Here is a 12355-nt window from a genome sequence, read left to right as displayed (position 1 = left end):
CTGCAAACTGTGACGACGTGTGGACCGGAAACACTCCCCGTGGAGGACTGCCGGAGGGCAGTGGCCATGTTGCCCCTCGTGCCAGCGCTGTCTGGCTGCCCTATTTATGCGTTCTTCGGCATCACCTACGAATGCTTCCGGAGCCCAGATCATCCTTCTGCTGTCGGCCGCGGGGCACCGCGAAATGGTGCATTTGCATATCCTCGCAAGGGCGGGCGAACGTGCCCAAGGACCGAGTCAGCCAATTTCCTGTCAGGGAGGACGGCCGCTCGGGTCCCAAGGCACGACGACAAGGCAGCGACAATGCTCGTCGGGCCGGGATCCCTGGGCGAAGCCTCCGGGGCGTACGTGCATTGGAAGTCGGTGATCGGCTGGACATGGTCCTGGCTGCCCCGCCAGCTACGACCCGGAAACTGGGCCCACCAACTGATGATTCCTTTGGATTCATCCCTTGAACCTGCCCGCGGCACCGAGCCGCAGGCGGCCGGTTGTCGCCTGCGCTACCGCACGGGGGCACCGGGACCGAGCGGAATGCCCAGCGCCCACCAGGCGAGGAACAAACCGAGCCACACCACGAACATGATCAACGCACACGGCAATGTGAAGGAGATCAGCGTGCCAATGCCCGCCTTCTTGTTCAGCGTCTGGAGGTAGCCCACACAGAGAACAAAGCTGGTGCTCATCGGGGTGATGGAGTTGGTGCACGAATCGGCGATGCGGTAGAGCGCCATCGTGGTGGCAGGATTTGTCCCGAGCAGCATCATCATCGGGACGATGACCGGTGCCACCAGCGCCCACAGGGCCTGGCCGGAAGTGATCATCAGGTTGAGGACCGCGATGCAAACCACAACAATCAAGAAGAGGCCAACGCTGTTGACCCCCAGGCCTTGGATGGCATCGGAACCGACCACGGCCACCACGGTGCTGATTTTCGTGAACTTGAACAACGCCAAAAACTGGGAGACGGCAAAGAATAGGACGATCAGCGGCGCAATCGAACGAACGCCGTCGGCCATGAAGCGGGGGATGTCGGAGGCGGAATCAAGTTGCCGTGAACCGGCCGCGAAGGCCGTGCCCAGAACCAGAAAGAACATCGACAGGAAGAACGCGATACCGTCCAGGAACGGCGATTCCAGGAACTCCCCGCCCTCGCCGCGCAACGGTGATCCCGCGGGAATGATGGCCGCAGCCAGCAGCGCGAGGAATGCCACCGCCGAGAATCCGGTGACGCGCAGTCCACGGCGTTCCTGCTCGTCGGAGAGCAGGGCGCTGGGAGCCATGGCGGACAGTGCCGCCGTGTCGTCCTGCTGGGAGTCGACCACCAGGGTGTGCTCACGCTTCTTCAGGATCAGCTCGGTGACCAAGGTGACCGTAATCGCCAACACTATGGCTGAGACCGTCGTGAAGTACATGTTGTCCGTGGCTCGAACTGTGACATTCGGATCGATGAGGTGGGCGGCCTCGGTGGCTACCTTTGCAAAGACCACATCGCCGGGGGCGATCAGCGGATTTGCATCTCCGGCGGCATTGATCGAGACGAAGGCCACGATCATGCCCAGCATCGGCGAGCGTCCCACGGCCTTGAACGCCACGGCGCCCAGCGGAATCAACACCACGTAGGCGGAGTCGGAGAGGAACTTGGAAAGCGCGCCGCCCAGTGCCACGGCGAACACCACGGAGCGCGGCGACACATTGCTCAGCGCACGCCGGGCGATGACCTCGAAGAGTCCGGACCTGTCCGCCACGGCAACGCCCAGCATCACGATCAACACCGTGCCCAGCGGCCCAAACGTGACGAAGGATTCCTCCGCGCCGGTCAGCAGGGAGCGGATGGCCTCGACACTTAAAGCATTGTTGACCCCGACCGTCTCTCCGGTCGCGGGATCCGTAACCTGCACCCCGGCGTTGGACAATATCCAGCTGGCCACGGCGAGCACTCCGAAGAGAATCCAGAACAGCCAAAACGGATGAGGCAGTGCGTTGCCTGCCCGTTCCACGCTGGCGAGCAAACGGAGCCCCAGCGATTCGCTCCGGCCTCCGATTTTGGTGATGGTCATGGATCCTCCAGTAGTGCGGTAACCCTGAGCCGCGGATTGCCCAGTAGCGTGGGAATCGAAAACCCCACCCGTGATTTGTATTACAAGCACCGCGGTGCTGGGAGATGATTATCCAATTTTCGACAATCGTTCCGGAAGTTGCGACGAGGATTTGGAAACTGTCCCGCGAGATGCATAAGGACGGTTCAATGAATGCCAACCAATGATCCCCACTATTCGCCGACTTCGGAAACGTGCCGCCCGGTAGGGGAAGTCATCTGGTCAGGGTGGCCAGCAGGTCCGGGCCCATCCTGAGCACCGTGGCGGTGTCGATGCGGTGGTAGACCAGCTTTCCCTGCCGATCCGAGACCACCAAGCCCGCTTCGCGCAGCACCCGCAGGGATCGGGAGATCTGTGCCGCGGGTTGACCGAGCCTTACCGCAAGATCGGAGGTCGTCATGGGCTCTGCCGAGATGTGCCGGAACAGCTCCATTCGGGAGTCGGCACTGAGCGCGCTGAGCCTGCCACGCATCTGCTGGATCTGCAGGAGTTCCTCCTGCGGGGTCTGCGCCGGGAAATGGACGATGACCGGGTACCCGGCATTGTCCTTGACCGTGAGGTGGTTGCCGATCCAACGCGAGGGGACCAGCAGCAGCTGGCGTCCTGCCATCTTCACCCGGCGTTGCTGGAGCGTGTCGAAACGGACCTCGGAGGCTCCGCGGAACGCCTTGGCCGTGACGCTGAGCGAGGCGATCGTTGCGATGGGGTCGTCGCGGTTCAGCTTGCCTGCGAGTTGGGCTGCGGCGCCGCTGATGTTGAGGGCGAGATCCTCCCATTCCTTCCTGAAGAACGAACTCCAGCAATCCGAGCAAAATTCGATGATCCTCCGCCTGAACTGCTCCGGGTCATTCAGAAGTTGTTCGGCCAACTCGAATCGTCCCAAAGATCGCGACCGGCACGTGTCAAGGAATTCCCGACGGGTTTTTTCATCATGCAACAGTTCCGAGGCTGCCGGGAGGTCCTTGCTGAAGCCGCGGATGGCTTCGGCCGCCATGGAGACGAAAGCCTCAAGCGGCAGGGCGGCCATGCCAGCGAGTTCACGGTCAAGATTCTGCTTTGGTCCGGTGGAAACCGGAAAGAAGAATCGTGCGCGGAACCGTGCCCACAGGGGCGAGAGAGCGTTGAACTCGGCGATCAGCCGATCGTCCAGATTCCGCGCGATGGCCTGAACTTTTGCAGACGATTCGAAGTGATGGTCAGGTTCCGCCAATACGTGGAGTACCGCCATCAGCTCGGCCAGCGGGGAAACCGATACGTGCAGGTTGTTGGTCTCGAATCCGGCAAATTGAAGTGCAATGGCCATGAGTCCTCCTCTGCCATGCCTAATGTGTTGCGAACAATTGGCTCAATTCAGCCAATTGTCGCACGCGGCGCCGGTTCACTGGCTAACTTTTCATGGTGGAGGACTCCGCCGGCGCAGCTGAGAGTACCACCGGGAATTGAAAAACTGAGGAATGAGGTCGCAGTTGACTAGTTACATTGATGAGAGAGCCTTGCTGTCGGAGGACGCGGGCCGTCCGCAGGAATTCATGGTTGCGATGAGTGATGGATGCCGGCTTGCCACCGACGTATACCTGGGCGACGCTCCCGAAGCGCCCCGGCCCGTACTCTTGGAACGCACACCCTATGGGAAGCGTTCAAGCCGGGATTCGGACCAGTCAATACATGACCAGCCAATACCTCTGCCATCCGAGATCGCCGATTTTTTCGTCCGACGAGGCTATGTCGTGATCCGTCAGGACTGCCGCGGCCGAGGTAATTCGGAGGGCGAATTCGTCAAATACCTCAATGAGGGACAGGACGGGGTAGACACGATCGCCTGGATCGAAGCCCAGCCCTGGTGTGATGGGCGTGTGCTGATGAACGGGGTTTCCTACTCGGCCCATGTGCAAACGGCGGCGGCTGCTTTGGCCCCCTCCGGCCTGGCTGCCATGTTCATGGACTCTGGCGGATTTTCCTCGGCCTATGAGGTGGGCATGCGCATGGGCGGCGCCTTCGAACTCAAGCAGGCAACCTGGGCGTTTCGCCATGCGGTGCGAAGTCCGGCAGCAGCAGGCGATCCCGTTCTCGCTTCCGGGCTGGCCGCGCTGAACGTGGCGGACTGGTTCCACCAGACGCCGTGGCGGCAGGGCAGCTCACCTTTGAGTCTGGCCCCCGAGTATGAAGGCTACCTGCTGGAGCAGTGGGCCCATGAGAACTTCGACGACTACTGGGCACAGCCTGCAATCTATGCCCGCGATTCCTACGACAAGTTTCCCGATGTGCCAAGCTTCCACATCTCCAGCTGGTACGACCCCTACATTGCCTCGGCCATCGAGAATTTTCAGCAGCTCGGAGATCGCAAGTCCAGTCCGGCTTACCTGCTGCTGGGCCCCTGGACCCATGGGAAACGCTGCCAGAGCTACGCAGGCGACGTCGACTTTGGCCCGGCGGCATATTTTGACGGCAATCTTGCTCCGTCGTACCTGGACTTTAGGGCTGATTGGATGGACGAGGTCCTGGGACGGGACACGAGTGCCGTGCAACGGGCCGCTGTCACCTATTTCCTGATGGGTGGCGGCAGCGGCAATGCCACGGCCCAGGGCCGGCTGGATCATGGCGGCCGATGGGAACACGCGGCCACGTGGCCCCCGGAAAACGCGCAAAGGGTCACCCTGTACTGCTCGCCAGACGGGGGACTGATTCCCGAACCGGTCGCACAGGACACCTCTATCACCTATGCCTTTGATCCGAACGACCCGGTTCCCACCATCGGTGGCCAGGTCACCAGCGGCGAACCAGTCATGCGCGGCGGGGCCTACAACCAGGTGCCCAGCGACGAAATCTTCGGAGCCAGCCAGCCGCACCTACCGCTCAGTGCCAGGCCCGACGTTCTGGTATTCCGCACCCAGCCCCTGCAGGAGCAAGTGGGCATCGCAGGTGAAGTGACCGCGGAGATCTTCCTCTCATCCTCGGCCAAGGATACCGACCTGACCATCAAGCTGATCGACGAGTACCCGCCGAGCCACGACTTCCCCCAGGGTTTTGCCATGAATCTCACCGAAGGAATCCTGCGGGTGCGTTATCGCAATTCCTTCACCGAACCTGAATTAATGGAGCCCCACCGGGTATACCGCGTCACGGTCTCGGCACCTGCGACCGCAAATCTCTTTGCCGTCGGGCACCGGATCCGGCTTGATGTTTCATCGAGCAACTTTCCGCGCTTTGACGTGAACTCAAATACCGGCGGGACGATTGCCACCGACAGGATCAAGATCGTGGCCGAAAACACCGTGCACATGTCGGATGCCCATCCGACGTCGCTTTCACTAGACGTGTTATCCGACTAGCTCCATTGCCTCGCGGGTTGGCAGAACCGGCAATGGAAGCGATGTGTACAACCCGAAAATGCGCGTCCGCACGGACCCAGGGAACCGGGTCGACTGTGGTTCCTGGATCCGTGCCAATGGCCGCACGGGCCAGAGTCGCTCAGTGAAGCTGCGGGGGCTTCCCGGATCGCACGAACTCGGACTCGTCCGGGCACGGGACGCCGGCCGCCTCGCATTTCTTGCGATACTCCTCGACGATGCCCTTGAATTCGTCGTCGTCGACGACGGGGATCTCCTCGCCGTCCGCGGCGATGAGCTTGCCGGACTTGAACCGGTCCCCGTCCAGTAGCCCGCGGACTTCCTCCGCCTTGACGATGCGCGGGATCTGGTCGGCAATGAGCATGCGTGGCGGGGCCGCGGCATAGGCCGAACCGTGTCGCTTCGGGGTGCCGATCTTCAGCTCATTGAACAGCAGGTTCAGTGCCACGGCCATGACCGCGGCCGAGCTGATGCCGGAGTGGAAGATGGTGGCGAACCAGGTCGGGAACGCATCGTAGAAGTCGGTCTTGACGATCGGCAGCGCCCCGAAGGCGATGGAGGTGGCCACGATGATCATGTTCAGGTTGTTGTCGTATTTCACGCTCGCCAGGGTGCGGATCCCCGAGGCCGCAACGGTGCCGAAGAGCACGATGCCTGCCCCGCCCAGGACCGGGGTGGGGATCGCGGCGACCACGCGGCCGAGCACCGGAAGCAGGCCCAGGACAACCAGGATGCCTCCGCCGGCCGTGACCACGAAGCGGGATTTCACCCCGGTGATGGCCACCAGGCCGACGTTTTGCGCGAACGCGCTCTGGGTGAAGGTGTTGAAGACCGGGGCCAGGATGCTGGAGGCCATGTCGGCGCGCAGGCCGTCGGCGATGCGCCGCGAATCGACGCGGGTCTTGGCGATCTCCCCCACCGCGAGGATGTCGGCGGTGGTTTCGGTGAGGATCACGATGACGACGATCGTCATCGAGACGATGGCACCGACCTCGAACACCGGCCACCCGAAGGCGAAGGGCTGCGGGAAGGCGAAGATGGCGCCGCGACCCACGGCCGAGAAGTCCGCCACACCGAGGAACACCGCAATGACGGTGCCGATGACCATTGCCAGCAGGATCGACAGGCGTGAGATCGCTGCCTTGCCGACCTTGGAGAGCAGCAGCACGATGACCATCGTCATGCCGGCCAGGCCGATATTGGCCAGCGAACCATAGTCGTCGGCCTTGGCGTTTCCGCCCATGGCCCAGTTGGCCGCTACCGGAATGAGCGAGAGCCCAATCATCGTGATGACCACGCCGGTGACCACCGGCGGGAAGAACCGCACGATCTTCGCGAAGAACGGGGCCACCAGGAAGCCGATCACGGAGGCCGCGAGGACCGCGCCGAAGACCGACTGGATGCCGCCGTCGCCGTTGACGATGGCCACCATGGTGGAAACGGAGGCGAAGGAGGTGCCCTGGACCAGGGGAAGCTGGGCTCCGAAGAAGGGGACGCCTACGGTTTGCAGGATCGTGGCCAGGCCGCCGACAAAGAGGCAACTGGCGACCAGCACGCCGATTTGTTCCGGGGTAAGCCCGGCGGCACCGCCAATGATCAGCGGCGGGGCGATGATGCCGCCATACATGGTCAATACGTGCTGGAGCCCGTAGGCGATCGTCTTGCCCAGGGGCAGCCGTTCGTCCTCGGGACGGTGTGTAGTATTTTTGACTTGCGCGGCCTTCATGTCTGACTCCTTGACGGGTTGCGACGCATCGGGGGTGCGCGCGTTGCACCGCGCGCACCCCCGAGACCTCATCGGCTAGCAGAATCCGGGCGTGTTTTCCCAGATCGGATGGGCTGCGGAGGCGCCCTCGCGGGTGATGGCCGCCTCGATCAGGCCGTACGGGCGATCCGCGGCAAAGAAGACCTCATTCGGGTTGTCCTGTCCAAACGGGGACAGGTCGACGAGGAAGTGGTGCTTGTTGGGCAGCGAGAACCTGATTTCCTCGATCTCCGGATGCGCCTCCAGGACCGCCTCGCCCATGTCGAACATTGTCTGTTGCAAGGCGAAGGAATGCTTGGCCGCGAAGCCAGCCAACAGCAGTTCCCGCACCGAGGCGTAGACGGCATTGAAGTCCACGTCCCCTCCGGCAACCGCGTTGGAGTTGTAGCGCCAGCGGCTGCTGACGTCGGTGGCCAGGATCCGGTCGCCGGTTTCCTGCAAGGTGGTGTAGCGGTCAACGGGGAAGTTGCGGAATTCGCTGGCGGTGGACTTCAGGACCGTGAGGTCCTTGATCCCGGCGAGCACCGAGGCCTCGCCGTCCTTGATTTCCAGGACCGCGGTGCGCACCTCGGACTTGTTCCGGGAGAACGCGTGATCGTGCTCCTGGATCCGGTCCCAAAAGTATTGCTCGGCTGCCCAGCGCCCGCCCGTGACCCAGTCGAATTCCGTGGTGAAGTGCGCACCGAGCCGCAACAGGAACGCCTCCGGCGAGCCAACGCCATCCCGGGCAAAGCCGTAGACCGTGTTTTTCTGTGTATCGGTTGGGACAACGTGCCGGTTGTCGCCGTCGATGTGCGCGGCGAGGAAGTCGCCGTGAAGCTGCGAGGTCACGTTCAAGTCCTCGATCTCGTGCCGCTCGGTGTCCCGGGTGATCTTCACCAGCCGGACCTCGGCCTTGCCGTATTGGTTGGCGCCGAGAACGATCTTGGTGCCGGTCTTCTTTTCGGCTGCAAAGGTGTTCATGATATCTAGCTCCCTCGGTACGTGGAATATGCAAACGGGCTGATAAGAAGAGGTACGTGGTAGTGAGCGGCGGTGTCGCCAACGACGAAATCGATGCTCACCGCGGGAAAGAAGGTTTCCGTACCCGTCTTTCCGAAGTAGTCACCGGTGCCGAACGCGATTCGGTGGTGACCTGCTTCAACCTTTGTCGGACCGAGTGACTCGATGCGTCCGTCGGCATCGGTGACTCCTGATCCGATTTCTTGCCAGCCGGATGCCGTCTTGGCTTCCAGCGTGGCCTTGACACCGGAGGCAGGCCTCCCGGTCCCGGTGTCGAGTACATGGGTGGTGATGTGGCTTCTCGCAGCCTGGTTGGCGCTCATCGAAGGCTCCTTTGGACTCGTTGAGGGGAAGGAAAAGCTTTAGATTCCGGTGGACGTGATCTAGCTTGAGGGCACGCGGCCGAAGCACGCGTCGAGGCGAAGAAGGGCGATGGCGCGCAGCTGTTCTCCGACTTCCGCCAGTTCGACCTCGGGGTCGTTGTCCAGTCGGCGGCGCAGTTCAGCGAGAATTTCTTCGCTGCTTCGGCCGGCGGCGCGTATCAGGAAGACGCGTTCGAACCGTTCCTCGTAGGCACGGTTGCCGGAGAGAAGCTCGGCGGCAATTCGCCCGTCGAGATTCAGCGTGGATTGTTCGCCGCGGCTGAGCGTTGCTTCCGCGGATGAACCGGCGGCACGTTCCCCGATACGGGGATGGTGGGCAAGCGCCGCGTTGATCTCCGCTTCGGTGAACGGGTCGGCGGCGTTTTGCGCGCAGGCTAGGAGTTCATCGATGGAACCAAAGGGGCGGGCGCTGAGAATCGTCTCAATCCAGCGGCCAATATCTGCACAGGGCCGGAGCACTGCGGCCGCGTCAGCCGAGTCGAGGTCGTTGAAACGGGAAATGTCCATGGGGTGATCAGCTCTTTCAATCCTGCGAGGTTTTCCTGCACCATCCAGGGCTGAACACCCTTACCACCGGCTTGGAACCGGCTTCGACTCGATGTTTCTGGATGGTGGAACTTTGCTTTCACACCATGTAACTCGGATCACACCCTTCCCGTCAAGGGTTTAGCCGAATCTTTTCCCGCTGCCCGCCCACCCCTGCCCGGAGGCCGGCGTGAAGCAAGTTGCGGCGAGCCCTTGCCTTTCCCATGCTCCGCGTACATACTTAATTTCACAAACCAATATTTAGATTTCATATCTTGGAATCTTTGTCGTTTCGAGGAGGACCGCATGAACACCACCCAGCCCATCGCTGAAACATCCAGCGAGAAAAAAGCGCGCGCACTTCTGGAAACCTCGACGGCACTCAGCACCGGAATGTTCCACCCCATCGGCGGATTGGACCCGGACATGAGCCGTGGCCCGCGCAGTCCCAGGCCACGCATCGGACTCTGGTCGTGGTTGCGCGCCGCTCGCAGGTAGCCCCGGGAGTCCGGCTCGAGGGCCCCGGCGCAACTGCCACGAATTGCATACCACGTCGAAAGAACAGCCACGGCGGTGGAACCCCCGGCCCGGCACGGGTGTCCCGCCGCATGCGTGTCCCCGCCGGGCAACCGGCGCCACAGGATCCGGGACCCGCCGCTGCGGCGGTCTCCTCAGTAGGCTGGGGTCGAATGCCTGAACGCGAACCCTTCGCCTGCAGGCACAGCCGACCAATGCCAGTCTCACTTCAAAGGATGATTCCGCTTGAACCCTGTCCCCAATCAGACCGTGCCCGCGTGGCGAACCATGCTGGTCACCGGGGCCGGTTCCGGAATCGGACGCGCAGTCACCCGACGCATGCTCGAGGCCGGGTGGAACGTGGTCCTTGCCGGGCGGCGCGCGGCGCAGCTGGAGCAGAGCGCAGGCACACACCCCAACGCGCTCGTGGTGCCCACCGACATCACCGACCCATCGGCCGTGGAACGGCTATTCGCCGCCGGGATCGATCGCTTCGGCAGGATCGACGCGCTCTTCAACAACGCCGGGGTTTTTGGCCCCTCCGCAACCATCGGCGAGCTCACGGCGCAGCAATGGCAGGATGTCTGCGCAGTCAACCTCGGCGGTGCCATCCATTGCGCGGGTGCCGCGTTCAGGCACATGCAGGCGTCCGGCGGCGGTCGCATCATCAACAACGGTTCGATCAGCGCGCAGGTGCCGCGCCCCGCCTCCGTTGCCTACGCGGTGACCAAGCATGCGATCACGGGCCTGACCAAGTCCATTGAGCTCGACGGCCGCCCCTACGGAATAGCGTGCTCGCAGGTCGACATCGGCAACGCCGCCTCCGAGATGATGAAGGATGTCGGCGCGACCTCGGGCGCGCTGCAGGCCGACGGAAGCCGGAAGGTCGAGCCCACCTTCGACATGGACCAAGCCGCGGCAACCATTGAGTTCATTGCCGCCGCACCGGCCGAGGTGTCGATCAACCACGTCACCATCACCGCCGCCGGGATGCCGTTCATCGGCCGTGGCTAGGGCCGGCCAGTCCGCGGCACCCTAGAGGTGCGCGGCAAACAAACGGTCGAGCTTGATGAACGAGGACTCCCATCCGGCACGCGCCGGCTCCAGGACCTCGGACGGCAGCGGACCCTGGGTGATCCTCAGCGCGGTACCCGCCGGGCAATCGGAAAACTCCACGCGCAATTCGATGACCAGGTTCAGGGTCATTTCATGCGGTCCATCTTCCCCGACCAGCAGCTCATGGTCCCTGACCTCGGTGAATGTCGCATGCACCGGCGAAGTTTGGGTGGGGTCCTCAAGCAAGTGCATCACGAACTTCTGTACGCCGCCGACCCGGGGCTCAATGTCCACCGTGTCCACATGTACGCCCCAGCCCTCCGGGCCGAACCATTCGGCCAGGATTTCCGGTTCTGTAAAAGCTGCCCACACCGCGCCTCGGGGTGCGGAAAATTCGCGATCAATGACGAGTTTGCCCATATCCATGCGCACGAGATTACCCCGGTTCGAGCGATGGACCGAATAATCCGCCGCTTCTGTGGGGGCAAACACGCACCACCGGTTGATGAAAGGATTGGGATCATGACCGTGATGAAATCAATCCTGCTCTTCGGCGTGGCCGCCCTGCTCGAAATCGGGGGCGCCTGGTTGGTATGGCAGGGAATCCGCGAGCACCGGGGCTGGCTATGGGTCGGGGCCGGCGCCGTGGCCCTGGGACTCTACGGCATCGTGGCCACGCTCCAACCCGACGCCAACTTCGGCCGCATCCTGGCCGCCTACGGCGGCGTCTTCATTGCCGGTTCGCTGTTGTGGGCGGTCTTCCTTGACGGGTTTCGTCCGGACCGCTGGGACATCGCCGGTGCCATCGTTGCCCTGGCCGGGGTCGGGCTGATCATGTACGGCCCGCGCGGGGCCTAGGAGCACTGCCCGAGCCCGGATGCTGGTCCCACTCCCATCTCCTGGGAGCACCCCACGAGCCGGCCCTTCTCGGCATCGTTCCTCGCCTCGTGCATGAAGCGCACCTCCTCACCCGGCACACCACGGGCCGCCAGGTCTTCCCTCAACTGGTCGAACACGTTCCAGTCCGGGGATGGGGTGCCCAGGTCGCAGAACACGATTTGAAGTGCCCCGGGGCCGGGTGGGGTTCCCGGTGGCCGGGTCTTCGTAGATCCGGTCCTAGTTCTTTTCATACAGCCCAGCGATCAAGTCGACCGCCGCACCGGTCTTGGTGGCCGCTTCCAGCAGCTCGAGAGTCGGGTCCGCCAGGCGCATGCCCAAGGCTGCCTTGCGGCCACCGCTGGCACTTTTCAGCATTGGGATGTCGCCTCCCTTCCGCTCTACGGCCACTCCCCACAGATAAATAACAACCGGTAATAAATATTATGTAAACCAATAAAAAGGACTATTCGCGAAAGGTGCAGATAGTCCCCTTTTGATACGTTTCCCCGTGGTTCAGCAATTCGCGTTCTGACGTGGGTCTTGCTGATCATTCCACACATTTCTCGGAGCAGTGCCGCTATCGGTTGACACCACCAGTCGAACGTCGCCTGACCAGCAATTTTCTGTTGATCCATTGCAATTTTTGCATTCCGTCTGCAATATTTTTATCCATGAAAGCCGCGTGGTGAATGAGGACATGGGCGGATTGATCTGGCTGCCGTCGATTGCTGCGGCGCCGGATCCGGAGAAGTTCCTGGACGAAGCGTTAGGCGGTTGGTCGCGCCA

The 12355-nt window shown here is 62.5% G+C and carries 13 protein-coding genes; 5 read left to right on the top strand and 8 right to left on the bottom strand.

Translation table 11 applies throughout. From position 1 onward, the window contains the following. Window positions 1–500 precede the first annotated feature (500 nt). Window positions 501–2057: an AbgT family transporter gene (locus OIU93_RS18735; RefSeq protein WP_264271576.1), complete on the bottom strand. Its 1557-nt coding sequence runs from the start codon at window positions 2055–2057 to the stop codon at window positions 501–503. A 253-nt stretch (window positions 2058–2310) separates the two neighbouring features. Next, window positions 2311–3399 carry a DUF5937 family protein gene (locus OIU93_RS18730; RefSeq protein WP_264271575.1) on the bottom strand — a complete coding sequence of 363 codons (1089 nt, stop codon included), beginning with the start codon at window positions 3397–3399 and terminating at the stop codon, window positions 2311–2313. 151 nt (window positions 3400–3550) lie between these two features. Between OIU93_RS18730 and OIU93_RS18725 the strand changes: the two genes are divergently transcribed. Beyond that, complete coding sequence (locus tag OIU93_RS18725) at window positions 3551–5425, top strand: CocE/NonD family hydrolase (RefSeq protein WP_372342968.1); 1875 nt, start codon at window positions 3551–3553, stop codon at window positions 5423–5425. 139 nt (window positions 5426–5564) lie between these two features. Here OIU93_RS18725 and OIU93_RS18720 read toward each other — a convergent pair whose 3' ends face one another. The 4 genes from OIU93_RS18720 to uraD form a co-directional block, all read right to left on the bottom strand. Then, a complete protein-coding gene (locus OIU93_RS18720) occupies window positions 5565–7169 on the bottom strand; it encodes a solute carrier family 23 protein (RefSeq protein ID WP_264271574.1) in 1605 nt (534 codons plus the stop codon). 75 nt (window positions 7170–7244) lie between these two features. Next, window positions 7245–8171 carry a factor-independent urate hydroxylase gene (pucL, locus tag OIU93_RS18715; protein WP_264271573.1) on the bottom strand — a complete coding sequence of 309 codons (927 nt, stop codon included), beginning with the start codon at window positions 8169–8171 and terminating at the stop codon, window positions 7245–7247. 5 nt (window positions 8172–8176) lie between these two features. Further along, window positions 8177–8533 (bottom strand): hydroxyisourate hydrolase, encoded by a 357-nt coding sequence (gene uraH / locus OIU93_RS18710; RefSeq protein WP_264271572.1) that lies wholly within the window; start codon window positions 8531–8533, stop codon window positions 8177–8179. Window positions 8534–8593: 60 nt separating this feature from the next. Further along, a complete protein-coding gene (uraD, locus tag OIU93_RS18705) occupies window positions 8594–9100 on the bottom strand; it encodes a 2-oxo-4-hydroxy-4-carboxy-5-ureidoimidazoline decarboxylase (protein ID WP_264271571.1) in 507 nt (168 codons plus the stop codon). A gap of 324 nt (window positions 9101–9424) precedes the next feature. On the opposite strand from uraD, the gene OIU93_RS18700 reads away from it, so the two are divergent. After that, window positions 9425–9616 carry a hypothetical protein gene (locus tag OIU93_RS18700; protein ID WP_264271570.1) on the top strand — a complete coding sequence of 64 codons (192 nt, stop codon included), beginning with the start codon at window positions 9425–9427 and terminating at the stop codon, window positions 9614–9616. Window positions 9617–9922: 306 nt separating this feature from the next. Then, window positions 9923–10648, top strand: coding sequence for an SDR family oxidoreductase (locus tag OIU93_RS18695; RefSeq protein ID WP_264271615.1), 726 nt, complete (start codon window positions 9923–9925; stop codon window positions 10646–10648). 21 nt (window positions 10649–10669) lie between these two features. Here the strand turns inward: OIU93_RS18695 and OIU93_RS18690 are convergent, their stop codons facing one another. Further along, complete coding sequence (locus OIU93_RS18690; RefSeq protein WP_264271569.1) at window positions 10670–11116, bottom strand: SRPBCC domain-containing protein; 447 nt, start codon at window positions 11114–11116, stop codon at window positions 10670–10672. A 96-nt stretch (window positions 11117–11212) separates the two neighbouring features. Here OIU93_RS18690 and OIU93_RS18685 point away from each other — a divergent pair, with 96 nt between their 5' ends. Further along, a complete protein-coding gene (locus OIU93_RS18685) occupies window positions 11213–11548 on the top strand; it encodes a YnfA family protein (RefSeq protein WP_264271568.1) in 336 nt (111 codons plus the stop codon). Window positions 11549–11806: 258 nt separating this feature from the next. Here OIU93_RS18685 and OIU93_RS18680 read toward each other — a convergent pair whose 3' ends face one another. Continuing rightward, a complete protein-coding gene (locus tag OIU93_RS18680; protein ID WP_264271567.1) occupies window positions 11807–11944 on the bottom strand; it encodes a hypothetical protein in 138 nt (45 codons plus the stop codon). Window positions 11945–12140: 196 nt separating this feature from the next. Here OIU93_RS18680 and OIU93_RS18675 point away from each other — a divergent pair. Continuing rightward, a partial coding sequence (locus tag OIU93_RS18675) for a hypothetical protein (protein WP_264271566.1) occupies window positions 12141–12355 on the top strand: 215 nt, incomplete at its 3' end.

The organism is Paeniglutamicibacter sp. ZC-3 (assembly GCF_025847175.2).
Taxonomy (GTDB): domain Bacteria; phylum Actinomycetota; class Actinomycetes; order Actinomycetales; family Micrococcaceae; genus Paeniglutamicibacter; species Paeniglutamicibacter sulfureus.
This window is presented reverse-complemented; position numbering and strand designations above follow the sequence as displayed.

Excerpts from the sequence above, each read along its gene's own strand:
- OIU93_RS18735 (WP_264271576.1), bottom strand. The coding sequence starts at position 2,057 with ATGACCATCACCAAAATCGGAGGCCGGAGCGAATCGCTGGGGCTCCGT.
- OIU93_RS18685 (WP_264271568.1), top strand. The coding sequence starts at position 11,213 with ATGACCGTGATGAAATCAATCCTGCTCTTCGGCGTGGCCGCCCTGCTC.
- OIU93_RS18730 (WP_264271575.1), bottom strand. The coding sequence starts at position 3,399 with ATGGCCATTGCACTTCAATTTGCCGGATTCGAGACCAACAACCTGCAC.
- OIU93_RS18695 (WP_264271615.1), top strand. The coding sequence starts at position 9,923 with ATGCTGGTCACCGGGGCCGGTTCCGGAATCGGACGCGCAGTCACCCGA.
- OIU93_RS18725 (WP_372342968.1), top strand. The coding sequence starts at position 3,551 with ATGAGGTCGCAGTTGACTAGTTACATTGATGAGAGAGCCTTGCTGTCG.
- OIU93_RS18690 (WP_264271569.1), bottom strand. The coding sequence starts at position 11,116 with ATGGATATGGGCAAACTCGTCATTGATCGCGAATTTTCCGCACCCCGA.
- OIU93_RS18680 (WP_264271567.1), bottom strand. The coding sequence starts at position 11,944 with ATGCTGAAAAGTGCCAGCGGTGGCCGCAAGGCAGCCTTGGGCATGCGC.
- OIU93_RS18720 (WP_264271574.1), bottom strand. The coding sequence starts at position 7,169 with ATGAAGGCCGCGCAAGTCAAAAATACTACACACCGTCCCGAGGACGAA.
- pucL (WP_264271573.1), bottom strand. The coding sequence starts at position 8,171 with ATGAACACCTTTGCAGCCGAAAAGAAGACCGGCACCAAGATCGTTCTC.
- uraH (WP_264271572.1), bottom strand. The coding sequence starts at position 8,533 with ATGAGCGCCAACCAGGCTGCGAGAAGCCACATCACCACCCATGTACTC.
- uraD (WP_264271571.1), bottom strand. The coding sequence starts at position 9,100 with ATGGACATTTCCCGTTTCAACGACCTCGACTCGGCTGACGCGGCCGCA.
- OIU93_RS18700 (WP_264271570.1), top strand. The coding sequence starts at position 9,425 with ATGAACACCACCCAGCCCATCGCTGAAACATCCAGCGAGAAAAAAGCG.